Here is a 26,582-nt window from a genome sequence, read left to right as displayed (position 1 = left end):
GAAAGCTTCGCCCGGGGCTTGTCATGATCCTCTGCTTCGACATTGGCGGAAGCTGGATCAAGAGCGCGGTGGCGCGATCCGCCGATGATATCGCCATAGGCGACAAGCATCCGACACCGCTTGAGGATTTCGCAGCCTTTGCCGATATCCTTAAAGCCAAACTGGACGGGTTGCCCGAGCGGCCGCAATGCGTGGCGATTTCGATGACCGGCGTGGTCGATCCCGATAGCGGCGTGATTACCTGCGCCAACATACCCTGCATCGACCAGCGGCGGCTGGCAGGCGATCTGGAAGCACGCCTCGGCGTTCCGGTTCTGGTTGCCAATGATGCCGATTGTTTCGTGCTGGCCGAAGCCGGGCAGGGCGCTGGCCGGAACAACCGCATTGTACTCGGCATCATCCTGGGCTCAGGCGTGGGCGGCGGACTGGTGGTCGATGGCCGGCTTGCCAACGCTGCTGGCGGTTTCGCCGGCGAATGGGGGCATGGGCCGATCATTGCGCAGGCCGCGGGCGACCCGCCTGTCGCGATTCCTGCCTATCCCTGCACTTGCGGCCAGAAGGGATGCGTCAACACGGTGGGCGGCGCACGGGGTCTCGAGCGGCTGCATGGCCTGATCCATGGCGTGGATCTGCCGAGCACGGAAATTGTCGCCGGTTGGGAGGCGGATGAGCCGAACGCAACGCGGACCGTGGACGTCTATGTCGATCTCTTGAGTTCGCCGCTTGCACTTGCGATAAACATCACGGGTGCAACTATTGTGCCTGCTGGAGGCGGACTTGCGAACTCCGCCGCACTTTTGACTGAAATTGACAAAACAGTCCGGAATCGAATCCTGCGGCGATTTGATCGGCCCCTGATTGTTCGGGCTCAATGTGATATCGAGCCCGGGCTGGTTGGAGCGGCTATGCTGGGACTGGAGCACATACGGAATGGCGTCGAACACTAGAATACTTCTCGAGGTCTGCGTCGACGACGTTGCGGGGCTCAACGCGGCGATCGAAGGTGGGGCAGACAGGATCGAGCTTTGCAGCGCACTGGCGCTCGGCGGCTTGACGCCTTCGGCGGGACTGATGAGCGTAGCGGCGCGTTCGCCGGTACCCTGCTATGCGATGATCCGTCCCCGTGCCGGCGATTTCACCTATACGGCGCGCGAAATCGACATGATGACCAACGATATCTTCTTCGCCGCGTCCGCGGGGCTTGCGGGTGTCGTGTTCGGTGCCAGTCTGCCCGACGGCCGGCTTGATGCCGAGACATTGAGGACGTTGTGCGATGCCGTCGGCAGCATGCCGCGCACATTGCACCGGGCTTTCGATCTGGTGCCTGACCTCGCCGAGGCGATCGATCTGGCTGTGGAATGCGGTTTCGAGCGCATCCTGACATCGGGCCGCAAGAAGACGGCACCGGAGGGGCTGGATGATCTGGCAGAGGCGGTTCGCATTGCCGGTGGGCGAATCTCGATCATGCCGGGCGCAGGCATCAACCTGAAGACGATCGAAGCGATACTGGCCCGGCTCGATGTTACCGAGGTGCATTCCTCCTGTTCGGCAAATAGCGCCATTGCCGATCCGCGGATCGTGGCGCTCGGCTTTTCCGAACCCACGGTCAAGGTGACCGATGTCAAGCTCGTACGCGCGTTGAAGACGCGGCTGAAGGCAGCTCAGTAGCCTTTGGCTGCACCTGATGCGGCGCGGCTGTCCATCGCACCATTCAGCCGCGCACCTCCGCCTTGCTCGATTTCCGACAGGCTTTTGCCGCCGACAAGAATGCCCGCCGCCTGGCCCCAGATAGGCCATCCCAGGTCGAGTTGGACATTGTGGCCCATTTCCGCAAGCATTTTCAGTGTGTCGGACGAAAGGGCGTAAGGCTCCATGACCACGCGGTCCGGCTGCCACTGGTGATGAAATCGCGGTGCATCGATGGCTTCCTGAATGGTCATGCCATGGTCAATGACATTGATGATCGCTTCCAGCGTGATTGTGATGATGCGAGCGCCTCCGGGGCTGCCGATGACCATGAACAGTTTGCCGTCCTTGGTGACGATTGTCGGGCTCATGGAGGATAGCGGGGTCTTCTTCGGCGCGATCGCATTGGCTTCGCCCTGGACCAGACCGTAAAGATTGGCGACGCCGGGCTTGGATGTAAAATCGTCCATCTCGTTGTTGAGCAGGATGCCGGTGCCCGGCGCAACGACGCCTGCGCCGAACGAGCCGTTCAGCGTATAGGTCACGGCGACGGCATTGCCGTCCTTGTCGACGATGGAGTAGTGGGTGGTCTCGTTGCTTTCCGCCAATCCAAGCGGCGTCACATCGGCTGATTTGCCAGCCTTGTAGGGATTGATGCTGTCGCGGATCGCCTTGGCATAGGTCTTGTCGAGCAGGGTCGATACCGGGTTTTTGACGAAGTCCGGGTCGCCGAGCGCGGCGTTGCGGTCGGCAAAAGCGTAACGCATGGCCTCGACCATCGCATGTACTGTCGCCGACGAACTCTGGCCGAGATAGGAGAGTGGATAACCTTCCAGGATGTTGAGGATTTCGCAGATGATGATGCCACCAGAGCTTGGCGGCGGCGATGACAGGATCTGGTAGCCGCGATAGCTGCAGGTGACCGGCTCAAGCTCCCGCACTGCATACTGTTCGAAATCCTGTTTTGCGAGAATGCCGCCCGTTGCGCGGCTCGCATCCACGATCTTGTCGGCGACCGCGCCCTTGTAGAAAGCGTCCGGACCGTCTTTCGATACCGCCTCGAGGCTTGTTGCGAGGTCCGGTTGCTTGAGTGTGTCCGCGATTTCCAGCGGCTTGCCATCTGGCTTGAGGAAGATGGCGGCGGCGGCCTTGTCGCTGGAGAGTTTCTTGAAACCGGAAGCCAGCGAGGCGACGTCGCCCTGTTCCAGCGAAAAACCGTCCCGCGCAAGCTTGATGGCTGGCGCCATCAATTCAGCGCGGGATTTGGTGCCGTACTTTTCGCGGGCGGTCTCCAGCCCCATGACCGAGCCCGGCACGCCGACAGCGAGATAGCCATTGGTGCTGGCACCCTTGACCACATCGCCGTTGGCATCGAGATACATGGTTTTCGTGGCGGCGAGCGGCGCGCGCTCGCGAAAATCGAGAAACGCCGTCTTGCCGTCCTTCAGTCGGATCGTCATGAAGCCGCCGCCGCCGATATTGCCTGCCACGGGATAGACGACCGCCAGCACGTAGCCGACGGCAACGGCGGCATCGATTGCATTGCCACCGCTCTTCAGTGCCTCTACACCTGCCTCGGAGGCCAGATGATGGGCGGTGACGACCATGCCGTTTTGAGCGCCGACCGGTTGCGGGGAGGCTGCAAGCAGTATCTGCGGTGGGGCGAGAACGAGGGTGGCTGACAGCACTGCCGCCAAGAAGGATCTGCCACGACTGGACATTGCACTCTCCTGACCGGTTTGAACTCGTGCAGAAATCTTAGGCCTCGCGCGACAATTGTCCAGTGGAGCCTGCTGGCGATTGCGCAGGGAAGCGTGAACACGGTAGTAACGTATGCAATTGCTTTCGCGGTTCTGCGAGCAAAGGAGATGAAAATGGATATCAAGCGTTGTGGCTCGCGGCCATCGGTCACGCCGTCATCGGCCTATTTCACCGGCTCTGTCCGGCAGGACCCGATCATCGAGGCGCCGGCGCCGTCGCAGGTGCGCGCCGTCAACGTCACATTCGAGCCGGGCGCGCGCACGGCGTGGCACACCCACCCGCTTGGGCAGACGCTGGTGGTGACGGCCGGCTCGGGACTTGCCCAGAGCTGGGATGGTCCCATTCAGGTCATCAGTGCGGGAGACGTGGTCTGGTTTGCACCCGGAGAAAAGCACTGGCACGGTGCATCGCCTACCACGGCCATGACCCATCTCGCCATCCAGGAGGCACTCGAGGGCAAAACGGCCGACTGGTTGGAGCCGGTCAGCGACGCGCAATACTCAGCCAAGGTGTGAGCAATTCAGCGGCGCAGCCAGGCCTGCATGCCCTGCGCCGCTGCGCGTCCGGTGGCGAAGCACGCCGTCAACAGGTAACCGCCGGTCGGGGCTTCCCAATCGAGCATTTCGCCGGCGACGAACATGCCGGGTAGTTCCTTGAGCATGTAGTTTTCATCGACATCGCTCCACGCGATGCCGCCCGCGGAGGAGATTGCCTCGGCAATCGGTCGTGGTCGCAGCACTTTCAGCGGTAAGGCCTTGATGCGTTTTGCCAGCTGGCCGGCATCAAGGCGGGCGCAGTCCGGCTCGACCTCGCGCAGCAATGCTGCCTTGACGCCTTCAAGACCTGCACCTTTGCGCAACCGCGTCGAAAAACTCGCCTTGGACGGCTGTCTCGCCAGGTCGCCGGCAATCCGTTCGGCGGTCCTGCCCGGCAGAAGGTCGATTGTCAGCACCGCCTCTTCGCCGCGTTCCAGCCGGTCGCGCAGGCTTGCCGCATGCGCATAGACCAGACTGCCCTCGATGCCATGCTGGCCGACTACGAATTCGCCCTGGATAGTGCCCGCGTCCGAGGCTGCGGTCACCGACTTGACCGGCGCGCCGGCGAAACGTTCACGGAAATTCTCGGTCCAGTCGACATCGAAACCGCAATTGGCGGGCCGGAAGCCGGCGATCTTCACGCCTCTTTCGCCGAGCCATGGCGTCCAGGCGGCGTCCGATCCAAGCCGTGGCCAGCTTGCGCCGCCCAGGGCAAGTAATGTTGCGTCGCTGCTGACGGTCGTCACGCCTTCTGGCGTTACGAACTGCAGGCCGTCGCCATCAAAGCCCGTCCAGCGGTGGCGCGTCCGGATCGTTACGCCTTGGGCTTCCAGCCTGCGAAGCCATGCACGCAGCAGCGGTGAGGCTTTCATGACGGTGGGAAACACGCGTCCCGAGGTGCCGACGAATGTCTCGGTGCCGAGTCCTGCGGCCCATGCCCTGATATCCTCGGGGCGGAAGCCATCCAATGCCGGCCGCAGCCTGTCTCCAGCTTCGCCGAACCGTGATGTGAACCGCGCGTAGTCTTCCGAATGCGTAAGATTGAGGCCGGATTTGCCGGCGAGCAGGAATTTGCGACCCACTGTCGGCATGGCGTCATAGACAGTCACTCGATGACCTGACGACGACAACACGTCCGCCGCCATCAACCCAGCTGGGCCACCACCGATAATCGCGATATTTGACTTGTCCATTTGCTTTGCCCGATTCCTTCAGGTCCAGTCATGGACCGCAAGGCTTCGTCGTGCAAGCTACCTCGACAGGCGCTCATGGTTCTTGCGAACCGCCGTGCGGTATTTCGCGACGCTGTGGCTGCCGATCGCGTTCATGGATTTTCCGCCCGCCAGCGCAAACGAGTTTTCAACGGCGAGTGCCATGGCGGTCTGGACTTTCTCCGAAACCATCAATTGCGCCTCGGACCAGGCCTTTTGATCGCCGCCGGCGAGCCGCACCATGCGCAGTGCAACCACCATGTTGGATTCGAAGGCAAGGCGGGAGAGATCGAACCAGAGGTTCAGTGGCGTCGTTGTCATGGAAGTGTCCCTTTGGCGCATCGGAATGCGGGTTATCCTCCCCATGTCGCCCGTGCTTGTATCGCGCCGGGGTTCAATGGTCAAATCCGGAGCGCTTCCCTATTGTTCCACCTCGATGAAACGATAGCCGACGCCGGGCTCGGTGGCGATGATCTTCGGGTCGGAAGGATCGCGCTCGACCTTGGCGCGCAACTGTCCGATGAACACCCGAAGATATTGCATGTCGTCGGCGTGGGCCGGTCCCCAGACGGATGTCAGCAGGATCTTGTGGGTTACCACCTTGCCGACATGCCGGGCTAAAAGGGCAAGAAGGTCGTATTCCTTGGGCGTCAGCCTGATTGTCGTGCCGTCGCGGTCGACCCGGCGATTGAGCATATCCACAACGAGCCCGTCGGACTGGATCTTGTCCGTGCCGGCGTCGCTCCGGATCTTATGGCGCAGCGCGGTGCGAATGCGGGCGGTCAGCTCGCCGATACCGAACGGTTTTTCAATATAGTCATCGGCGCCAATATCGAGCGCGGCAATCTTCTCGCTTTCGCGGTCGCGGGCAGACAGGATGATGATCGGGATCTGCGTCCAGGCGCGCAGCCGTGTGACGACTTCCTTGCCGTCCATGTCAGGCAGACCGAGGTCGAGAATGACGATGTCAGGCGCTTTCGTCGCGACATCGCGGATCGCGGCGGCACCGGTTTCGGCCTCGATCACGTCGTAGCCTGCGGCGTCGAGGGCGGGGCGCAGAAAGCGCAGGATCTGTGGCTCGTCGTCGACGATCAGTACGCGATGTCCGCTCATGTGTTCATGTCCTCAAGCCTGGGCTGCTCCGGCACGGGAAAGCGCAGTGTGAAGCGGGTGCCACGTTTGCGCACCGCCGGGCTCTCCGCCTTGATCGTGCCGCCCATCGCTTCGACAAAGCCCCGGGCGATTGCCAGTCCGAGACCTGTACCCGATTTTCCGCCATCGGTCTTTCCACCGCGGCGAAAGAATTTCTCGAAGACCTTTTCCAGGTCCTTCTCCGGGATGCCTTTGCCTTGATCGGTCACCGAGACAATGGCGCAGTCTCCATCGCGCCGGGAATAGATGGAGATCGGCTCGTCGCCGGCATATTTGACCGCGTTGTCGATGAGGTTGAACAGAACTTGTCCGAGCAACACGCTGTCGCCGTGAACCAGCGGCATATCCGCTGCAATGCTGGTCTCGATCTCGCTTCCGGGGAAATATTTGCGGGCGCGTTCGGTCGTATCGCGGATAACGTCGCTGAGATCGACCCAGTCGTGTTTCGGGTTGACGGTTCCCGCCTCGATCCGCGTCATGTCGAGAAGATTGGCGACGAAACGGGCCAGCCTCCCGCTCTCCTCCTCTATGGAGATGAGCAGATCGTCGCGGCTTTCCGGTGTCATCCTGTCGCCGAACTGGCGAAGGCTGGTCACCGAACCGGTGATCGTAGCCAGTGGCGTCCTGAGATCGTGGGAGATCGAGGAGAGCAGGGCCGACCTGAAGCGTTCGCTGGCAAGCCGGGCAGTCTGTTCCATCGCCTCCTTCGAAAGCCGCGCCCGGTCGATGGCTATTGCGGCCTGATGGATGGTGGCGCCGAAGACACGTTCCTCGCCGCTGTCAAGCGGTAGCTTGTCGTAGCGGAATCCGCATACGCCGATCACGCCTTGCGGGCTCATGAGTGGCCTGAACTGGAAGGCGCTCGACGGCAGCGTACCGGTGCCGGCACCGGCGGCTTCGTTCTTTTCGAATGTCCAGCGCGCCGCCGCCGTGTCGATCACCTCCAGAGCGGAATCCGGCGGCCACGTGGCAGAGATTTCAAGTTCGCTTTCCCTGGGCAGAAGCAGCACGATCGGCCGCCTCAGGAAGCCATTCAACTGCGAAACTGCCGCCCAGACCACATCATCGGCGCGCGCGGTTCCCGAAAGCTTGCTCGACAGGTCATAAAGCGCTTCCGTCACTCTTGCCCGCTCGGTGGCGATCGCAGCCTGATCGCGGATGCGCGACGCGATTCCACCTGCGACGATGGCTGTAATGACGAAGATCACGAAGGCGAAAACTTCGTGCGGGCCGGCAATCGACAATGTGCCAATCGGGTCGATGAAGCTGAAATTGTAGACAAGCGCAGATAGCAGCGCTGCGAAGAATGCGGTTCGGTATCCGCCACGGATGGCCGAAACCACCACGGCCAGTAGATAGATCAGCGACACATTCGGCAGCGGAATAACCATCTTGATGGCCATGCCGATAAAGGTGGCTGCGGCTACTGTGACCACCGCCGGGGCGAGGTCGGCCGCGAGCGCCTTCCAGCGCCAATTGATGGCAAACTTGCCGCCGGTCGACTTTGCGGCGCTATCCGTGATAAGATGGATTCCAATACCGTCCGCCTTGTTGATCAGCGCATCGGCGAGCGATTGACGGAACAGTGCGGTCAGGCCGCGATTATGGGGTCTGCCAATGACGATCTGGGTGACATGTTCCTTGCGTGCCAGCTTGAGGATTTCGACAACGAAATCATTGCCACGCAACCGGCGTGTTTCAGCACCCAGCCGTTCGGCAAGCCGGAACGCTTCGTCGAGGCTACGGACCGTCTCGCCTTGCGTCGCCCGGTCCGGGCGCTCCACATGCAGCACAATCCACGGCGCGTTTAGGCTGAGCGCGAGCCGGCTCGCCGTCCGGATGACTTTCTCGGCCAGACCATCGGCGGCGATGCAGACGAGTAGTCGCTCCGCTGACTGCCAAGGGCCTTCGATGGCATTTTGCCGGAGATAGTCGACCATCTGGTCGTCGACACGATCGGCGGTGCGGCGCAGCGCCATTTCACGCAGCGCAGTAAGATTGCCGACACGGAAGAATTTCTCGGTCGCACGGCGGGCATTGTCAGGCAGGTAGACCTTGCCCTGGTGCAGGCGTTCGATCAGTTCGGCGGTCGGCAGGTCAATAAGAATGACTTCATCGGCATTGTTGACGACGCTGTCGGGGACAATCTCGCGAACGGTGATGCCAGCGATACGGGAGACGACGTCGGACAGGCTGTCGAGATGCTGGATGTTCAGCGCGGTCCAGACGTTGATGCCGGCTTCCAGCAGTTCCTCGATATCCTGATGCCGTTTGGGATGCCGGCAGTCCTCGGCGTTCGTATGGGCGAGTTCATCGACCACGATAGTTTTCGGCTTACGAGCCAGCGCTGCATCCAGATCGAATTCCTCGATCACCCGGCCGCGATAGTCTATCTGCCGGCGCGGCAGGATTTCCAGTCCGCTCAGCAGTTCGGCCGTCTCGCTGCGCCCATGCGTTTCGACATAGCCGATAACGATGTCGGCGCCCGAGGCCTTCAGGCCACGAGCGCGCGCGAGCATTGCATAAGTCTTGCCAACACCTGGGGCGGCCCCCAGGAATATCGTCAGCTTGCCGCGACTTTCCCTGCCGGCAAGTGCCAGCAGGGCGTCGGGATCAGGGCGTACGATTGAATCGCGATCTCTATCAGCCATGCGCTCTTTCTAGTCTTAAGGTTGAAGAGAATCGAGCGCCATGTTGAGCCTCAGAACATTGACACGCGGTTCGCCGATGAAGCCGAAACTGCGGCCCTCGATATGGCTTTCGACCAGTGCTCCGACCTTTGCTACGTCCAGGTTTCGTGCCTTGGCGACGCGGGCGACCTGGTCACGGGCATAGTCCGGCGAGATGTGCGGATCGAGGCCGGAACCCGACGACGTGACCGCATCAACAGGCAGAGCGCCGATGATGCCTGCGGAATGCAGGCGGTCGATTTCTACCTTGACCATGTCCTTGAGCTTTTGCGAGGTCGTGCCGAGGTTGGTGCCGGATGAAGCCGCCGCATTGTACGGGAACTCGCCGGTGGCCGAAGGACGTGGCCAGAAGTACCGTTCGGAGGTGAAGGCTTGGCCGATCAGGCTCGAGCCGATGATCTTGTCGTTGCTCACGATCAGGCTGCCTCTGGCGTTAGCAGGCATCAGCGCCAGCGAGATGCCGGTGATCGATAGAGGATAGGCGATACCGAGCAGAAGGGTGAACAGCACGACAAACGTAAAGGCAGGACGATAGATATTGGTCATGATCACACCAGATGAAGCGTGTTGACGATGACATCGACGATCTTGATGCCTGCGAAGGGCAGGACCAGGCCGCCGAGGCCGTAGACGGTGAGATTGCGCCGCAGCAGTGCCGCCGCGCCCACCGGACGATACTTGACGCCCTTGAGCGCCAGCGGGATCAGCGCAACGATGATCAATGCGTTGAAGATCACCGCCGACAGGATGGCAGAGCGCGGCGAGCCCAGATCCATGATGTTGAGGGCTCCGAGCGCCGGATAGGTGGCGATGAACAGCGCCGGGATGATGGCGAAGTATTTCGCGACGTCGTTGGCGATCGAGAAGGTGGTGAGCGAGCCACGGGTCATCAGCAGCTGCTTGCCGATTTCGACGATCTCGATCAGCTTGGTTGGGCTCGAATCGAGGTCAACCATGTTGGCGGCTTCGCGTGCCGCCTGGGTGCCGGTCTGCATCGCCACGCCGACATCGGCCTGGGCCAGTGCGGGTGCGTCGTTGGTGCCGTCGCCGCACATGGCGATCAGCTTGCCGCCCTTCTGCTCGTTTCTGATATAGGTGAGCTTGTCCTCAGGAGTGGCCTCGGCGAGGAAATCGTCGACGCCGGCTTCGGAGGCAATCGCTGCGGCCGTCACTGGGTTGTCGCCGGTGACCATGACGGTGCGGATGCCCATTGCGCGGAGTTCCGCGAAGCGCTCCTTGATACCAGGCTTCACGACGTCTTTCAGGTGAATGACACCGAGAAGCCGCGAGCCTTCCGCCACTGCCAGCGGCGTGCCGCCGGTCCGGGCGATCTTTTCGACGCTCTGACGGAAGCCCTGCGGTGCTGAAGCATCGTCAAGCCTTGCAAAGCGCAGGATCGCATCGACGGCACCCTTGCGATAGCTCTTGCCGCAGATATCGACGCCCGAGATGCGGGTTTCGGCGGCAAACGGGATCACTGCATCGACCTTATGTTGCGGTTCTGTTACGGCGAAATCGCCCTTCGCCAATGCGACGATCGAACGACCTTCCGGGGTTTCGTCGGCCTGGCTGGAGAGCATGGCGGCTTCGGCCAATTCCTGGGCGCTGACGCCCGCCAGCGGAATGAAGTCAGTCGCCATGCGATTGCCGAAGGTGACGGTGCCGGTCTTGTCCAGCAGAAGTGTGTCGACGTCGCCGGCTGCTTCGACCGCACGGCCGGAGATGGCGATGACGTTGAAACGCACCAAGCGATCCATGCCGGCGATGCCGATGGCCGAAAGCAGGCCGCCGATCGTGGTGGGTATCAGCGTGACCAGCAGTGCCGAAAGGACGGTGATCGAGAGGATCGTACCCGAATAGAATGCCAGACCGCCAAGGGTGACGACGGCGATCAGGAAGACCAGAGTCAGGCCGGACAGCAGGATCGACAGGGCGATTTCATTGGGGGTGCGCTGGCGCTCGGCGCCTTCGATGAGCGCGATCATGCGATCGAGGAACGTTCCGCCCGGCGGCACGGTGATCTTGACCTTGATGGAATCCGACAGCACCTGCGTGCCGCCGGTCACAGCCGAGCGGTCGCCACCGGCCTCGCGGATCACCGGGGCGGATTCGCCGGTGATCGCGCTTTCATTGACCGATGCTACGCCGTCGATGACTTCGCCGTCGCCGGGGATAAGCTGACCGGCTTCGACCAATACGATATCGCCGACCTTGAGGCTGGCTGCGGGAACGAGTTCCTCCAGCCCTTCGCCATTCCTGGGCAGGCGATAGGCCATCAGATCGGTCTTGGCGCGCTTCAGGCTTTCGGCCTGCGCCTTGCCTCGTCCTTCGGCAACGGCTTCGGCGAAGGTGGCAAACAGTACGGTGAACCACAGCCATGCTGCGATCTGGCCCGAGAATAATGCGTCGGCCGGTGTGGCAACGAGGTCGCGTATGAAGAACAGCGTGACCAGCGCGGCGATCGCTTCGGTGACGAAGATGACCGGGTTTTTATAGAGCGCACGTGGATCGAGCTTCAAGAAGGCCTGGCGAAAAGCCGGCACGATGATGGCACGATCCATGAGGTGCGTCGTTGTTTTTCTACTCATGGTGAAAAGCCTTTTCAGAATGGCGTCTTCAGAAGGTCTGTCCGGAAAGCATCAGCAGATGCTCGACGATCGGACCAAGAGCGAGGGAGGGGAAGTACTGCAGCCCTCCGAGGATGAGGATGATGGCGATCAGCAGGCCGACGAACAGTGGCGTGTTGGTCGGGAACGTGCCCTTGGAGGCGGAGATCCGCGTCTTGGCGGCAAGCGATCCCGCAATCGCCAGCACCGGCACCATGTAGGCGAACCGGCCGAGCAGCATCGCTATGCCGAGGGTGGTGTTGTACCAGGGGGTATTGGCCGACAACCCGCCAAAGGCCGAACCGTTGTTGGCGGTCGCGGACGTATAGGCATAGAGGATTTCCGACAGGCCATGCGGGCCGGCGGTGCCGATCGAGGCGAGTGCAGAGGGCATGACTGCCGAGACAGCGGAAAAGCCAAGGATGGAAAGCGGCAGGATGAGGACTGCGAGCATCGCATACTTCATCTCGCGGCCTTCGATCTTCTTGCCGAGGAATTCCGGTGTGCGGCCAACCATAAGACCCGCGACGAACACGGTCAGAATGGCAAACACAATCATTCCGTAGAGACCCGAGCCTACACCACCCGGCAAAACTTCGCCGAGCTGCATCAGGAACATCGGCACCAGGCCGCCAAGACCCGTAAAGGATCCGTGCATGGCGTTGACGGCACCATCCGAAACACCAGTGGTGACGGCCGCATAGGCCGCGGTCATCGCCTGGCCGAAGCGAATTTCCTTGCCTTCCATGTTGCCGAGCGAACCATCGAGGCCAAGCGAGGTGTGGATTGGATTGCCAGCACTTTCCGCCCAGTAGATAGCCGCTACACCGCTGATCAGCAGCACCGCTATGGTTGCGACGAACGCCCAGCCCTGGCGACGATCGCCGACCATCTGGCCAAACGCGTAGGCCAGAGCCGCCGAAAGCGTGACCATCGACAAGATGTTGAGGTAATTCGAAAACGCATTCGGGTTTTCGAACGGGTGAGCGGCATTGGCATTGAAGAAACCGCCGCCATTGGTGCCGAGCTGCTTGATGGCTTCCTGCGACGCGACCGGACCGAGCGAAATCGTCTGCTTTGTACCTTCGAGGGTGGTGGCGACCACGGAACCATCAAGCGTCTGCGGCAGACCCATGGCCACGAATGTGAGCGCGACGAGGATGGAGAGCGGCAGCAGGACATACAGGGTGGCGCGGGTCATATCGACCCAGAAGTTGCCAACGGTTGATGCGTTGGAGCGCACGAACGCACGGGTGACCGCGATGGCGACTGCAAAGCCGGTGGCTGCGGACAGGAAGTTCTGAACAGTGAGCCCGGCCATCTGGCTGAAATGGCTCATGGTGGTCTCGCCACCATAGGATTGCCAGTTGGTGTTGGCCACGAAGCTGACGGCGGTGTTGAAGGCGAGATCAGGCGCCACGGCGCCGAAGCCCTGTGGATTGAAAGGCAGATAGCCCTGCAATCTGAACAAGCCATAGAGAGCCACGAAGCCGAACATGTTGAAGGCGAGCATGCCGAACGTGTAGGCGATCCAGCCCTGTTCGCTGTCGGCTTTGACACCGGCAGTTGCGTAAAAGAGTCGTTCGACTGGCTTTAGCACGGGGGATGCCCAGGTTTTCTCACCGGCAAAGACGCTTGCCATATACAGGCCCAGCGGCTTGATGAGCACGAAAACGATCAGAAAGAGGAGGCCGATTTGCAGCCATCCGACAAGAGACATGATGGTTCTCCGAATGAACAGCGAGCGCTAGAAGCGCTCGGGAAGAATAAGTGTGACGACGAGGTAGATACCGAGCGCCAGCGCCACGGAGAGGCCGATAAAGACTTCGAGCATGGGTCGTCTCCTCAGATGCGCCCGATCAGGCTGGTGTAAACGGCAAAAATGCCAAAGGCGGCGAGGCCAATGGCAAGGAAAATCAGGTCAGGCATTTCAGGCTCCAGGGATTGATCAGGCTTGCACCATGAACCTCATCGGCATCAGATCTCGATTGTGAAGGTGTGCCGATCGCATAAGGAAAACATAAGGATGCGGCTGGCGGCGGCTGGTGCGATCCGGTATTCCAAGGTTGAGAGGCAGAGGTTCATGTTCAGGCTGGCAGGCACCGAGACATCAGATCAGGAAATCAAGAAGAGCCGGTTCAGGGCGGTTGCCGGTGCGATCAGCGATGAGGAGAGCGCCAAGGCGTTCATAACAGCGCATTCTGATCCAGCCGCTAACCACAATTGCTGGGCCTGGCGCATCGGGCAAAACTATCGTTTCAACGATGATGGCGAGCCGAGCGGCACGGCCGGCAAACCCATCCTGCAGGCGATCGACGGCCAATCACTCGATCATGCCGTGGTGGTCGTGACGCGCTGGTTCGGCGGTATTTTGCTCGGTAGCGGCGGGTTGATGCGCGCTTATGGCGGCACGGCTGCCGCATGTCTGAGGGCGGCTGAAAAGGTTGTCTATGTCTCGGAAACCGAGGGCAGGGTCGCTTGCGGCTTTTCCGATCTGGCCCTTGTGAAAGCAAGGCTTGCGGCGTCACCGGGCGTCCGGATCGTCGGAGAAACTTATCTTGCCGATGGCGCGGAACTTGTTGTCGTGATGCCTGAAGTCGAAGCTGACGAGATCGTCCGGCGGATCGTCGATCTTACCAGCGGGCGTTCGCATATGAAGCTTGCGGACTGAGTGAACGCGAGACGATGGATCAGGCGTGTTTTGCAGTGTCGACGTCGATGACTTCGAAGATATCCAGCGCGCCGGTACGCCCCTTCGCCACGGCTTGGCCCAGGGGTTTGAACAGGGACTTGTCTTCGCATTCAGCAACGACAGCGGCACTTGCCAGGATTGACGTGCCATAGGTCTTGTTTATCCCCTCGAGCCGCGAGGCGACGTTGATCGTGTCTCCCATGGCGGTATATTGGAGGCGGTCGGTTGCTCCGACACTGCCAACCACCGCCATGCCCGTGTGGATTCCACAGCGAGTGCGGAACTCCGGAAGGTTTCGGCTTCGTTGCCTGTCGTTGAAAATTTTCAGCCGTCGATTCATCTCGATCGCGCCGCGGCAGGCGTTTTCGGCATGACGGGGATCGGCGACCGGAGCATTCCACATGGCGAAGATGGAGTCTCCCAGAAACTGGATGATCGTGCCGCCATGAGCCTCGACGCTCTCGTTGAGAATGTCAAAATATTCCGACAGCATGGCCACGACGTGCTCCGGCGAATGTTGCTCGCTGATCGAGGTGAAGTCGTAGATGTCAGTAAACATGGCCGTCACTTCCTGGCGACGGGCGGAACGGCCGGCGAAATGTCCGGATTCAATCCCCTTGCGGACAAACTCCTTCGGAACATAAAGCGTGAACGTCAGTATCGCATCACGTGCCTTGTTCATCGCGTTGCTGAGCGTGCTGATCTCGTGCACGCGGCTTGACACGTCGATCGGTGTCTTGAAGTCGAAGTTGTGAAAACGGTTGGCGCTCTCGGTCAATTGATAAAGCGACTTGGTGATCAGGTGGGCCACGACAAGTGCGCAGAGGATCGCCAGGGCCACAACGAGCGCTGCGATTGCAAGGCCCTGCAGAAAGCCCTCTCTGGCGGATACCATCAATTCATCCAGCGGCGCCGCGATGACGAGCCTGTCACCCGAAAACAGGACCTTCGACTTGATCGGCGTTACCATCACGACAAAAGTGCGGCCCTCGACGTCGACGAAACTGGTTTTGTCTGCCACCGGAGGTTCGGCCTTGAGCTTCCGCAAAAGCGGGTCGGAGAGTATAGATTGGTCGAAATCCCTTTCGGTTCTGGCGGCCAGTATGCGAGCGTTGATTGTCTGATCAGAATGGATGACCAGCTTCGAATCTGCATTGACCAGGAAAGCTGTGGTACCAGGCGTCATCTTCGCCTGTGTAAAGAAGTCCAGCAATCTTTGTAGCACGACATCTGCGCCGATGACGATTTTCCGGTTGCCCTCATGCGCCTGCGAGATCGTCATGCCGAATGCCCCGGTGGTGGCCATTTCATAGGGGCCGGTTGCAACAGGCTGGCTGCGGTCGACTGCCTTAATGTACCAAGGGCGGGCGCGGGGATCATAGCTTGAGGATGCTACCTTTTCCTCCGGCAGCCGTTTGCCGTCCGTATCGAAGAAAACGGTATGAACCGTGGAGCCTCCGCTGCCCGTGGGGACGAAGAGCCTGACCGCAAGTTTGGCATCGCTGGGGCTGCCAAGCGCCTTGCGCCATGCCGAGCTTGCAAGGTTCACGACGTGGAAGAAAGAACCGTCCGGATAGCCGGCATAGGCGCTTTCGATATCTCTTGAATGTTCTATCACCTCACGCAGTACTGTGACCTTGTCGCTCATTCGTTCGGTCGCCTTGGAAAGGAACGAATTCGGCACGGAGGCGACCATTCCGACCAGCGCGGCAGTATTGCCCGAGAGCACTTCCAACCGCGCAGCGAGGCGATCAGAAAAGCTCCGCATATTCTCTTCGACGCGCACGAGTGCTGAATCGCGTGAACGAAAATAGGCAATGCCCACAAGTGTTGTCGACATAGCCGTCAGCAACGCGACCATGACGAGGCTGAGGAACAATCTCAGCGAGCCACGTCGAGTTACACGATCCGTATCCCCGCCGCTGTTGGCCATGGCATTCCTTTGAAGCCCATCTTTGAGTTGCACTGATGGTTGTCACAAAACATAGTGCATGCCAACACCACATGACGAGGCAATTTGAGCCGGTGATCGCGCCAGGGTGATTTTGCCGTTGCCGATGTGGGTTTGTCGACCATTGCCGCTGGCGTAGATGACCTCATTTCGTCGCTTGCGTGGAGCTTGTAGCCGGTGCGGAACAGCGTGTTGACGCAGGTTTTTTGGCTTGACGTTTTTCGTGTGGATCGTAGAAATTGAAGTTATCATGCTGGGCTAATAAAAGGTTGTGCCGGTGTGATGGAACAGCGGGGGTATCGATGTCGTTTATCTCACTCAAGCACCTGATCTTCATACCTGCATTTCTATGTTCGACGTTTTCTGCGGTGGCGCAGGAAAACTCCGCCGATCTGGCAAAGAAGCTCTCCAATCCGATTGCGTCGCTTATCAGCGTGCCTTTCCAGTTCAACTACGACAACAGCTACGGTCCGAACAACGGGGAAAAGGCAACGCTCAACATTCAACCTGTCATCCCGTTCTCGTTGAACGAAGACTGGAATGTGATTTCCCGCACGATCGTTCCAGTCACTTGGCAGTATGACATCGCCGGTCCGTCGGGATCACAGTTCGGTCTGGGGGATACGCTGCAGAGTTTCTTCTTTTCTCCCTCCAAACCGACTGCCAGCGGTATCATCTGGGGGGTAGGGCCCGCTTTCCTGCTGCCGACCGCGACGGATGAACTTCTGGGCGGCGGAAAATGGGGAGCGGGACCGACTGCCGTCGTCCTGAAGCAGGAGGGCCCGTGGACCTACGGCGCGCTTGCAAACCATATCTGGTCATTTGCCGGGCCGAGTGATCGGGCAGATGTAAGCTCGACATTCCTGCAGCCCTTCTTGTCCTACACGACGCATGATGCATGGACTTTCGCCCTGAATACGGAATCCACCTACAACTGGAAAGCTCACGAATGGTCTGTTCCGATCAATTTCAACGTGTCGAAGCTTGTGATGGTTGACAAGCAGCCGATCAGCCTTGGCGCAGGCGTGCGCTACTGGGCCGCGAGCCCGGATGGTGGCCCGAATGGCTTTGGTGTGAGAGCGGTCGTGACGTTCCTGTTTCCGAAATGATGGACGCGGCGAAGCCGGCGAGCGTGTGCGCGAACTAAAGCACGCTCCGTCGTCTAAGGCTCCTCAAAGCAACAGTAGCTTTTTCAGCACCGAAAAGATCTCCTTGTACGGAAGCTGTGTTGCGGCAGCGGCGGCGAACGGCGCGAGTGAGGCAAGGCCAACAGGGATCACTGCAGCGCGGGTCAGCAGGATTGTGGACTGCTTGCCGGTCACTCCGTATAGCTTGGTTGGATCGTCGATATCAGCGCTGTCCCCAGCTTCCGCATCGCTGTTGGCAAAGATGTTTCGACCCAGTGCTGTGCGCTCGGCAAGCCGATTGTACTCGGTGGCCTTGGCAGACAGCAAAAGCAGGGATTTCTCCTTCAGCATAAAGAGGGGCGCCGTGAAAGCCGCTAGCGGATAAGCGAAAACCGCCAGCACGATCGCCAGCCAGCCACCCATGACGACAGTCAATGTCGTCACCGACAACTGTTCGTTCAGGAGGTGCTTGGCAAGCCCGGCGGCGAGTGCGCAACTGATGCCGAAAACAAAGAACGCATAGGCATTCGGGTAGTGGGCAAGAAAGGCGAGGCCTGCCTTTCCATCGGGATGGGTCGCAACGAGTCGAAGCTCAAGCTTTGCGATCCGACGCAGAAGCTGGGACCAGACGAGATGTCGCCATAAGCCCCGCACGAACAGAAACACGAAGAGAGGCATGCTGACGAGGATCGACCACCAGCCGGCAGGGGTTATCCTGTGGCCCTCCGTAGTGATCGACACGGCCCAGGAGGAGACCGGCGCCGCATGCAGGTTTGTATAGACAGCGATGGCCGCGATTGCGGCGATCAAAGCGCAGATCAGTTCCGCGCCAAAGGAATTCCTTTGTTTCAGGGCGTGATTGACGGCTTCGGTCGCCTTTTGGAGCGACGTGTCCGCGATCAGTCGCGAAGTCTGGAAATGGCTTAGCTTCGCTCGCAGCGCCTTTTCGACTTGCTGTTCAGAAAGCACAAAAGCGCCGATTGCGATGAGAAATCTCGCCCATGCTGCCGGATCCGAGAAATAGGAATATCCCGAGCCATCAAGCGACAGGCCCGCCGCCAGCGCCAGCAGCAGCGGGACCGCCCAGGCCAGTGCTGTGTAAATGACGGCTCGTCTGCCGGCATCCAGTGAATTCTCGCGCAGCATTTTCAGCCGGCGCTGTAGCTCGTAGAATGGCCCGCCCCGAAAAGCGAGAAACTCCGGAATATTTTGTTTCTCAGCCGGCTGCGCTTCCGTCATCTGGTCTCCCAATAATGAAATCTCCGTGGGATCTGAGTAAATAATGCGCATGCAGCGACGAAGCACATACCGATGTTCGAATGCGTTGGTGGGTCTGCCGGGCGATTTGACAAAGCACATGCGGCATAACGTCGTGCCGCATGTGATCGTTTCCTTGCCGCGCCTTAAGGCTGACATTCAGCAAAACAGTCCGACGATCAGTCGGCAATTTCCCACTTGTCGCCCGGATTGAAAGTCCTGATGTCACGCGCGAGCTTGTCGGTATTCTCACCAAGATCGGCCTGGTAGACGATGCCTTCCTTGTTGACGACAAAAGTGTGAACCCCTGTCTCACCGTATTTCACCGGCCATGCCACGGCCGCGAAACCGGCAATCATGTTGCCGTTGATGATATAGTCGAACTTGCCGCCGGCTATGTTCTCGCCCTGGGAGGTCAGGACGCGGTAGCGATAGCCAAAGTAACCCTCACCGCGCTTGGCCTTGGCATAGTCTGCTGCGGAAAGCGCTGCACCGCCGGGACTTTCCTCATCGGCATCGCCCTTTTCCGTCTCCCAAAACAGGCCATCCTTCATGCCCTTGGTAGACATGAGCTTCTGGGCATATTCGAGTACCCTGTCGCCATCGCGATCTTCCGCGGCATACGCCATCTGCGCATCCACATATTCGCCCAAGGTGTCGATCGCGAAAAGCTCGTTTTCGCCGACGCGCCGCGCCACGATTTCCTCAAGTCCGGCATAGGTGTCGAAGGACCACTTGCCGTCATCCTTCTTGGATATCGGGAACGGGAACGGCCACATTCGGTCACCGATGACGACGATTTTCGCGTCATCTTCATCGCGCAGCTCCACGTGGTTCTTCACGCCCAACTGGATGAGTTCGAATGTCTCCTTGGCGTTTTCCGTCGCCTTGGCCTTGGCCGCGTCGAGGCCGAGAAGTTCTGCAAGCTTGTCGGCATCGCCCGCGGTCACCGCTGACTTGAAATTTGCAACGACTTCATCAGCAGTCGCAAATTCGGTCGGGGCTTTCTCGGAGGCGAGATCGTCGAGTGGTGAGCCTGCCTCCGCTGCCAGGGATATGCTGCCCATAAACCCCATGCTGGCGAGCACGGTGGAAACGAGGAGGGATTTCATGAACTTGAACATGGTCGTTTTTCCTCTCTCTACCTAACGACGTCCACCGCGTCCACCGCGTCCGCCGCCGCCCATGTGACGAGGGCCGCCGCCGCCGTGTCCGCGACTCATGCTGCGACCGCCCATGGATTGGCGTCCACGATTTGATGTTGCCCGCGTCGCGCGGCCGTTGCGCACCTCGCCAAAAGCCGATGGCGACTTGCCGCGGCGGTCCGAATATTGACCCGGGCGAGAGTTCTTGGAGCGGTTTACGTTCTGACGGTTCGCGCTTTTGTTTTTCGACCTGTTGATGTTGGCGTTTGCCTTGCCCTTGTTGGCGCGATTGGCGCTTGCCTTGCCCTTGTTTGAGCGGTTGGCATTGGCCTTGCCCCTGTCGGACCGGTTGCCGGCGTTAGCCTGATCGCGCCTGTTATCGTTGGCGTTCACCCGGTTGTTGTTGCCCTTGCGATTGTCGGCCCGTTCCCGGTTGCCGGAATTCTTCGCTTTGCGCACATCGTCGACCGACACGCGATTGCCGGCATTGCGGTTGCCGGAATTGCGGACGTTCTGCGCCTTGTTGCCGATATTGTTGCGGCTGTTGTTTTCTATCCGATTGTTGAATTCGTTGCGGTTGAAGTTTTTGGAATTGAAGCCGACCTTGCTGCGGTCGACGTTGCGCCAGTCAACATTGTTCCAGTTGACCTTGCCGTTGATGTTGTTGAAGCACTTGTTGCAGTCGATATCCACGTCGTTGCCGTTCCAGGCGCCGCCCCAGATGCCGTTGCCGGCCCAGTTGACCGCCGCGGCCCATGCGACGCCGGTGACCGCAGCGGCGAAGTATGGTGCATTGGGATAGTAGTAGTAGGGGTAGGGGTCGGAATAGTAGCTGATTGGCTCGGGCGCATAGCTGGGTTCATAGAGCATCTGCGGCTCGTATTTCGGAACGTAGATCTTTTCGGTGCTGGCTGACTGGATGATGATGTTGTCCGCCTCATGGACAACCTTGATCTTGTCGTCGGACTTGATGATGCCCTTCGCCTGGGCTTCATCGCGGAGTTGCTGGATGGCATCCAGCACATCCGCCTGCTGATTGGCAATCGCATCGCCAAGCTGCTGCGTCCAGTCGAGATCCTCGCTCATCATCTTGACGATCTGTGGGTAGTTCAGAAGCGAGATCACGCTCGCATCCCAGCTGTCCTTCGGCTTCAACGACTTGTCCTTGGCGGATCTTTCGAGATAGCGCTCGGCGTCGATGATCTGCACCGGAAAGAGCGAGGCGGAGGTGACCAGCGCCACGAGATCGTCCGGATAGAGCGCGATACGGGCCACCAGCACTTCCAATTCGTCTTCGCTCATCGGAGACGGTGCGGCAGGCGTGTCGGCAGTCTGGGCATCGTTGTCCGCTTCGGCGGCGGCAATCTGCTGGTTATCGGCCTGCGACCAGCCACTGGTGGGTATCGGTACCCCAAGCAGCAGGGAGAGGCCAAGTGCCGTCAGGGATTTCAGCGATAGATAAGCTATTGGCGTTCGAGACATTTCAACATCCCTTCATCAATGTAGCTTGACATCTTCCGATGCCGCGAGATCAAGAACCCGAAAAACGGATCCGAGCCATGGTCGATTGCGTCCTGGTCTCCGACGCCACTGCCGGAGGTCTCAGCCAGAGATATGTTGAGCCTAAAATCAGTGCGTGTCACCTCCTGGTTCTCATTGCGGATTCGCGCCGTCCTTGGCGGGCCCGGGGAGTTCATTGAAATTCTCTATCTGGTTGAGTTCAACCTCTTTGGCGTCCTTCGGGATTTCGATGTTGAAACTCGCCTTCGCGGCTTCGGCGCCTTCCTTGAAATTGGTGATCTGGAGCGTGTATTGCGGCGCTTGCGCAACATGCTTCATAGTGACGACATAGCGACACGGGATTGGTTTGGAGCCACTCTGGACCCAGACCTGCCAATCGACTTCGGGGGTACGAAAGGTCAGGTATTCGCAATCGACGCCATCGACCACGGCGCTTGAGATGTGCTTGGCCTCGGTCACTTCCTGCGTGAGTATGCCGTAGGCATCGGCACTGAAAAGATCCGAACCGGGCGCCCCGACGTCCGCCTCTGTGAGTTTGTCGAAGAGATCGTCGAGCGTGCCCTTTGCGTCGATCTTTGCATAGGCATCGAGGTTCTTTCCGTGAATGGTGAGGACCTTGCCGTCAAAGCTCATGTCGAGGTCGGCTATGCCGCCCCTCCGCGTCACGCGCGCCTTGTCCGGACGCTCGATGGTCGTGGTGCCGGAACTGACGAACTGAATCTTCTCGAAGTCCGGCGTCACCGTCTCGACAGTGGACTGGTAGTCGAACGAAATGGACTTTTGCGCCGCCATATAGTCAGACATTGCTTTCAGCAACGCCTTGGCATCGTCGGCATGGGCTGGCGCAGATAGTCCGAGCGTTGCCACGGCCGAGAGCAGGACTTTTCGAAATGCATGGTCGCTGAGAAAAGATGCCATAAAACTTCCCCATGATTGATCATCGGATTTCGCCACCCGATGCATCCCGCTTTTGCGCCCGAAAAAACAAGTACGTAACGGTAACATTGCGCGTAAATTCGGCAGCGAGGCGCGAATGAAAATGCCAACGACTTGCTGCTACAGTACTTTCCAAAGGGAACTGATCTTAGCCGTTACACGGCCAACGGGTAGCCCATGCGATCAACACGAGACTGCACAAAACGCTCGGCTGGATAACACCTGCCGAAGTCCTCGGCCAGCTTCTCGCGAGACGGTATGACGCCGGTGTGGCGACGACCGTTTGAATCCGCCTAGCATATCACTTATTAATTGATGTCCGTACTGCGCCCAAGGCAAGATCGACAAATCTTCGGATATGTATGCTTTGCGCATCGATGCGGAAGTTGAGAGAAATTCTTGTCGTTGCCCGCTCATCGTCGATACCAATGTAACGTATAGTCTTGCGCTCGGCTTCTCCCACTGACGCCGGGACTATCGAAACTCCCTCCCCAACCGAAACGAGCGAAATCGCAGTCTGAAAATCCATGGCGAATACGCGGTCACTCAGATCTAGGCCGCGGTATTGAAAGATATCAATGACTGTGTCGGCAAAGCTTGGACGAGGCGCTTCAGGGTAAAGTATGATGGGACAGTTTGTCACTTCGTCGAGCCGAGCTTCTCGTCTTTCTGCCAGTGGATGAATGTCCGGAACTGCAAGAATTAATCTCTCTTCCATCAACGGACGGGAAATGATCTCGGCATCCTTTATATGCGGACGTGCTATAGCAATGTCGATCTCGCGCCGGATCAACGCTCTCCGCAGCCCTGCATTGTTCATAGGGGTCAAGCTGAGGCTGATCTGTGGAAAATCACATCGAAAGGATTTTAGAATCGTCGGCAAGACCCCGTAAGTCGCCGACCCCACAAATCCGATACGCAATCGGCCTTCTGCACCCTGACCGATGCGGCGGGCTTCAAGCCGGGCATCGTCAATATCCTGCAAGATCGCTGCTACTCGCTGGCTATAGGCTTCGCCCGCTTGGGTGAGCGTTATGCTGCTGCGACCACGATTGAAAAGTTGAACCCCTAAATCCTCCTCGATCTGCTGTATACGCCGGCTCAAAGGTGGTTGAGCAATACCCAGTCGTTCTGCTGCACGACCAAAGTGCAGTTCTTCTGACAAGGTCAACAAATATACGAGATCTTTTATTTGAGGACTTTCCATTTATCTCCCAGCCTGGAGTTTTCTCGAAGAATCCACACCGAATTTCACGCCAGAAAGATGAACCTATTACTGTTTTTTTGCCTGGCGGACAAACCTTCTACGGATAGCATACGCCACCGACTTGTGGATCGGTGAGGCACCACAAGTCCCCTGGTGAACCAACCACGTCAGGCATTTTGATGGGCGCGTTACGTGCACGCCTCCTCGCTTCGGGTCCTTCGCTGCGCAAACCTCCTCATACGCAGGGCTGGCGATAGCTTATGTCTTTGCCAGCGACGCCGACAATACTGGCTACGGTATTTAGTGATACTGACGCGCGCTTCCTCATCACTCAGCACTGCTTGCCGCGGTTCGGTTCATCCTCACCCCTATCTGGGTTCAGCCGACAAGTTTGCCACGGGCCTGGATATCGTTTCAATTCTATCGAGGATTGAATCGATCACGACTTCGAAGATGGCTTCTGGCTTGACGGATTGCAGCTCTTTGGAATGACTGGAGATCATCGGGTATTTTGCGGGATCGACTGCGCCATAGACCGCGGACCAGGCAGACACATTCTTTTTAGCTGCCGGTTCCGGCAGGGTTTCGACCGTCACCCGAAGGGCGGAGAAAGACAGAACTGCGTCAACCAGGGTGCGATAGCAGAGTATGACATCATCTGGCCGGAGCCCAAGCCCCGAGAGGATGTTGATGTAGAACTCCACCCATCTCAGTTCAGCAGCCCGACCCGTCACGCGTGAAAAGCACGCCGCCGTTATGGCGGGATATTCGCGAGACGTTGTCCAAACGGCATGTGCACTGATGCGCATCATCTCACGCCAATCACGCGGCGCACTTAGCCCCTTGGATTGGCTCAAGAAACGATCGAAGGCCCGGTCGATTACTCGATCCATGCATGCGAGCAAAAGCTCGTCCTTATCCCGAAAATAACGATAGAACGCCGTGGGATCGGCGCCAAGCTCCTGGCCGATGCGCCGCACCGTCAGCCCCCGCAGCCCGAGGTCCTGCGCAAGGCCGAGGGCGCACTCGACGATGGTTTCCTCACTGAGGGAAACGGTTTCTGTCTCGTTGGACGTTGCGCGAGACCGAGTGTTCGCCATGTTGAGATCCTGTTCCTAACATTTACAGATTACCGTTTAGCGCGCTCACATTGCCTGTCAATCAACATAGATGTCAACATTGTTGACAGCTATGTTTCGGTGTGTATTTATAACCACCGAGGACGGAACCAAGGTGCCAACGAGCACTAAGAAGCCGCGAGCAGGGATGCGCAGGAAAATGCGGGCCGAATCGCCGGCCGACGGTCAACAGCTGGGAGTTCTAAGAGATGTCACCTGATCACTATCAAGTTGCAATTGTCGGCCCTGGACACTCCAGTCCTTTGGCGCCGCGTGCGCTTTGCCGCTTTCTGGCCGAAATCAGTGCCGCAAGCCTGAGCGATCCGCATCTCCGGCAGTAACGCCCGTCTCATCGTTTCCGGCGCAAAAGAAAGCGCCTCGAGTACCAGCAGTGATGCAGTGGCGAGGATCAGTCGCCGCTCTCGTGAACCCCTACACTCACATTTCGGAAAGCTGTAACACCCACATGGCGATCAATTGCGGCACGTTCATTCATGGGCGCCTTCATGCCTCCAACGCGGATCCTGTCGACCTCTTCAATCCGGCAACGGGCGAGGTTGCGCGGCGGATAATCCCTTCCACGCCCGATGATGCGGCCAATGCCATTCTCGATTGTCGAATGGCGCAACCCGCATGGGCCGCCACGGAACCCAAACAGCGAGCGCGGATCCTGCTCAAGCTTGCTGATCTCGTGGAGGAGCATGCCGATGAATTGACGGCGTTGGAGGTGGCGGAGACCGGCAAGCCCGTGAGCTTCATGCGTTTCGGGGAAATCGTCACCGCTGCCGATAATATCCGCTATTTTGCCGGCGCTCTTCGGGCGCTTGACGGAACCGGCGCCGGTGTTTTCGCCAAGGGGTTCACGTCGGTATTGACGCGCCGGCCAGTGGGAGTGGTCGCCGGCATTGCGCCGTGGAATTTTCCACTGATCATGGGCATCTGGAAAGCGGTTCCGGCAATTGCCGGCGGCAACGCAGTCGTCGTCAAGGCGGCGCCACAGACACCAAGCACGACGCTGCGACTGGCGGAGCTTGCCATCGAGGCTGGTCTGCCCGCAGGCGTGTTCAACGTTGTCACAGGCGGTGCCGATACCGGCCGCATGCTTGCTTCACATGGTTCGGTCGACATGGTGAGCGTGACCGGCTCCAGCACAACCGGTCGTCTGGTGATGGAGCAGGCTGCCCAGAGCATGAAGCGGGTGCATCTCGAGCTCGGCGGCAAGGCGCCCGCCTTGCTTCTCGACGATGCAGATCTGGCCGCTGCCGCGAGTGCGATTGTTTTCGGGGCCAACTACAATACCGGTCAGGATTGCACGAGCGCCACCCGGGCCTATGTGCCGCGCCATCTGCACGACGCCTTTGTCGATGCTGCGCTCGCGGAAATGGACAAGCTTGTCGTGGGTGATCCCCTCGACCCAGCGACAACAGTCGGTCCGTTGATTTCTCCGTCGCATCGCGATCGAGTGCATGGCTTCGTCGAGCGGGCGGTTGCTGCCGGCGCGCGTCTCGCAGGCGGCGGACGAATTCCGGACGGGCAGCGTTACTTCTATCCGCCGACACTGGTGACCGGCGCTGCCCAGGACAGCGAGATCGTTCAGGACGAGATCTTCGGTCCGGTGCTCGTCGTGGTCCCCTATGATGGCGGCGATGACGAGGCAATTCGCCTCGCGAATAATTCGCGCTTTGGCCTCGCTTCGTCTGTCTGGAGCATGGATGGGGGCCGCGCGCTTCGCACCGCGCACCAGCTGGATGTCGGGGTCACGTGGATCAACTCCCACCTGCCTATAACCTCCGAGATGCCGCACGGCGGCGTCAAGGGCAGTGGCTTCGGCAAGGACATGAGCGCGGAGGTTATCGCCGAATACACGGTGAGCCGGCACATCATGATCCGCCATTCGCCGCTCGATGAGCCGCTCGCATGGGGATGAGGTCCGCGGATATCTCTCCCTTCACCGCGCCGCAAGTGAACGACGTCGCGCTCATTGTG

At 59.4% G+C, this 26,582-nt stretch carries 22 protein-coding genes and 1 pseudogene; 7 read left to right on the top strand and 16 right to left on the bottom strand.

Annotated elements, in window-relative coordinates:
• Window positions 1-23 precede the first annotated feature (23 nt).
• Both JJB09_RS09755 and JJB09_RS09750 read left to right on the top strand, forming a co-directional pair.
• Entirely contained in the window at window positions 24-947 is a 924-nt protein-coding gene (locus JJB09_RS09755) for an ROK family protein (protein WP_201656735.1), read from the top strand.
• Window positions 931-1,668, top strand: coding sequence for a copper homeostasis protein CutC (locus JJB09_RS09750; protein WP_201656732.1), 738 nt, complete (start codon window positions 931-933; stop codon window positions 1,666-1,668). Before JJB09_RS09755 ends, JJB09_RS09750 begins: the two co-directional genes overlap by 17 nt.
• Here JJB09_RS09750 and ggt read toward each other — a convergent pair.
• Window positions 1,662-3,407, bottom strand: a complete 1,746-nt coding sequence (gene ggt / locus JJB09_RS09745) for a gamma-glutamyltransferase (RefSeq protein ID WP_201656729.1) — start codon at window positions 3,405-3,407, stop codon at window positions 1,662-1,664. The two genes, JJB09_RS09750 and ggt, sit on opposite strands and share 7 nt — an antisense overlap.
• A gap of 153 nt (window positions 3,408-3,560) precedes the next feature.
• Between ggt and JJB09_RS09740 the strand changes: the two genes are divergently transcribed.
• The gene (locus tag JJB09_RS09740; protein ID WP_201656726.1) at window positions 3,561-3,962 is read left to right on the top strand and encodes a (R)-mandelonitrile lyase; all 402 of its coding nucleotides are present in this window, start codon (window positions 3,561-3,563) and stop codon (window positions 3,960-3,962) included.
• 5 nt (window positions 3,963-3,967) lie between these two features.
• On the opposite strand, the gene JJB09_RS09735 is transcribed toward JJB09_RS09740, so the two are convergent.
• The 8 genes from JJB09_RS09735 to JJB09_RS27105 form a co-directional block, all read right to left on the bottom strand.
• Window positions 3,968-5,176 carry a TIGR03862 family flavoprotein gene (locus JJB09_RS09735; RefSeq protein ID WP_201656723.1) on the bottom strand — a complete coding sequence of 403 codons (1,209 nt, stop codon included), beginning with the start codon at window positions 5,174-5,176 and terminating at the stop codon, window positions 3,968-3,970.
• A gap of 57 nt (window positions 5,177-5,233) precedes the next feature.
• Window positions 5,234-5,515 (bottom strand): hypothetical protein, encoded by a 282-nt coding sequence (locus tag JJB09_RS09730; protein WP_201656720.1) that lies wholly within the window; start codon window positions 5,513-5,515, stop codon window positions 5,234-5,236.
• Between the two features lie 99 nt (window positions 5,516-5,614).
• The gene (locus JJB09_RS09725; RefSeq protein ID WP_201656717.1) at window positions 5,615-6,307 is read right to left on the bottom strand and encodes a response regulator; all 693 of its coding nucleotides are present in this window, start codon (window positions 6,305-6,307) and stop codon (window positions 5,615-5,617) included.
• Window positions 6,304-8,997 (bottom strand): sensor histidine kinase, encoded by a 2,694-nt coding sequence (locus JJB09_RS09720; protein ID WP_201656714.1) that lies wholly within the window; start codon window positions 8,995-8,997, stop codon window positions 6,304-6,306. Before JJB09_RS09720 ends, JJB09_RS09725 begins: the two co-directional genes overlap by 4 nt.
• Before the next feature lie 15 nt (window positions 8,998-9,012).
• A complete protein-coding gene (kdpC, locus tag JJB09_RS09715) occupies window positions 9,013-9,582 on the bottom strand; it encodes a potassium-transporting ATPase subunit KdpC (protein ID WP_201656711.1) in 570 nt (189 codons plus the stop codon).
• Between the two features lie 2 nt (window positions 9,583-9,584).
• Window positions 9,585-11,624, bottom strand: coding sequence for a potassium-transporting ATPase subunit KdpB (kdpB, locus tag JJB09_RS09710; RefSeq protein WP_201656708.1), 2,040 nt, complete (start codon window positions 11,622-11,624; stop codon window positions 9,585-9,587).
• A 28-nt stretch (window positions 11,625-11,652) separates the two neighbouring features.
• A complete protein-coding gene (gene kdpA / locus JJB09_RS09705; RefSeq protein ID WP_201656705.1) occupies window positions 11,653-13,362 on the bottom strand; it encodes a potassium-transporting ATPase subunit KdpA in 1,710 nt (569 codons plus the stop codon).
• Window positions 13,363-13,389: 27 nt separating this feature from the next.
• Window positions 13,390-13,476, bottom strand: coding sequence for a potassium-transporting ATPase subunit F (locus JJB09_RS27105; RefSeq protein ID WP_201656864.1), 87 nt, complete (start codon window positions 13,474-13,476; stop codon window positions 13,390-13,392).
• Window positions 13,477-13,725: 249 nt separating this feature from the next.
• Between JJB09_RS27105 and JJB09_RS09695 the strand changes: the two genes are divergently transcribed.
• Window positions 13,726-14,313, top strand: coding sequence for an IMPACT family protein (locus tag JJB09_RS09695; RefSeq protein ID WP_201656702.1), 588 nt, complete (start codon window positions 13,726-13,728; stop codon window positions 14,311-14,313).
• A 19-nt stretch (window positions 14,314-14,332) separates the two neighbouring features.
• Here the strand turns inward: JJB09_RS09695 and JJB09_RS09690 are convergent, their stop codons facing one another.
• Window positions 14,333-16,267 carry an adenylate/guanylate cyclase domain-containing protein gene (locus JJB09_RS09690; RefSeq protein ID WP_201656700.1) on the bottom strand — a complete coding sequence of 645 codons (1,935 nt, stop codon included), beginning with the start codon at window positions 16,265-16,267 and terminating at the stop codon, window positions 14,333-14,335.
• A gap of 320 nt (window positions 16,268-16,587) precedes the next feature.
• Between JJB09_RS09690 and JJB09_RS09685 the strand changes: the two genes are divergently transcribed.
• Complete coding sequence (locus JJB09_RS09685; protein ID WP_201656697.1) at window positions 16,588-17,394, top strand: transporter; 807 nt, start codon at window positions 16,588-16,590, stop codon at window positions 17,392-17,394.
• A gap of 63 nt (window positions 17,395-17,457) precedes the next feature.
• Here the strand turns inward: JJB09_RS09685 and JJB09_RS09680 are convergent, their stop codons facing one another.
• The 4 genes from JJB09_RS09680 to JJB09_RS09665 form a co-directional block, all read right to left on the bottom strand.
• Window positions 17,458-18,651 (bottom strand): hypothetical protein, encoded by a 1,194-nt coding sequence (locus JJB09_RS09680; protein ID WP_201656694.1) that lies wholly within the window; start codon window positions 18,649-18,651, stop codon window positions 17,458-17,460.
• A gap of 197 nt (window positions 18,652-18,848) precedes the next feature.
• Window positions 18,849-19,793 (bottom strand): DUF2950 family protein, encoded by a 945-nt coding sequence (locus JJB09_RS09675; protein ID WP_201656691.1) that lies wholly within the window; start codon window positions 19,791-19,793, stop codon window positions 18,849-18,851.
• Window positions 19,794-19,814: 21 nt separating this feature from the next.
• Window positions 19,815-21,296: a DUF3300 domain-containing protein gene (locus JJB09_RS09670; protein WP_201656689.1), complete on the bottom strand. Its 1,482-nt coding sequence runs from the start codon at window positions 21,294-21,296 to the stop codon at window positions 19,815-19,817.
• A 171-nt stretch (window positions 21,297-21,467) separates the two neighbouring features.
• A complete protein-coding gene (locus JJB09_RS09665; protein ID WP_201656686.1) occupies window positions 21,468-22,253 on the bottom strand; it encodes a DUF2092 domain-containing protein in 786 nt (261 codons plus the stop codon).
• A gap of 102 nt (window positions 22,254-22,355) precedes the next feature.
• Between JJB09_RS09665 and JJB09_RS09660 the strand changes: the two are divergent.
• A pseudogene (locus JJB09_RS09660) lies at window positions 22,356-22,558 on the top strand (IS30 family transposase); the annotation flags it as partial.
• A gap of 14 nt (window positions 22,559-22,572) precedes the next feature.
• Here the strand turns inward: JJB09_RS09660 and JJB09_RS09655 are convergent.
• Window positions 22,573-23,478 carry a LysR family transcriptional regulator gene (locus tag JJB09_RS09655; RefSeq protein WP_201656684.1) on the bottom strand — a complete coding sequence of 302 codons (906 nt, stop codon included), beginning with the start codon at window positions 23,476-23,478 and terminating at the stop codon, window positions 22,573-22,575.
• A gap of 368 nt (window positions 23,479-23,846) precedes the next feature.
• Complete coding sequence (locus tag JJB09_RS09650) at window positions 23,847-24,578, bottom strand: TetR/AcrR family transcriptional regulator (RefSeq protein WP_201656681.1); 732 nt, start codon at window positions 24,576-24,578, stop codon at window positions 23,847-23,849.
• Between the two features lie 412 nt (window positions 24,579-24,990).
• Here JJB09_RS09650 and JJB09_RS09645 point away from each other — a divergent pair, with 412 nt between their 5' ends.
• Window positions 24,991-26,523: an aldehyde dehydrogenase family protein gene (locus tag JJB09_RS09645; RefSeq protein ID WP_246748654.1), complete on the top strand. Its 1,533-nt coding sequence runs from the start codon at window positions 24,991-24,993 to the stop codon at window positions 26,521-26,523.
• Window positions 26,524-26,582 lie beyond the last annotated feature (59 nt).

It is taken from the genome of Phytoamicus setariae (assembly GCF_016722925.1).
Classification (GTDB): domain Bacteria; phylum Pseudomonadota; class Alphaproteobacteria; order Rhizobiales; family Rhizobiaceae; genus Rhizobium_E; species Rhizobium_E setariae.
The sequence above is the reverse complement of the archived record's forward strand: the minus strand, read 5'-3'. Positions and strand labels throughout refer to the sequence as shown.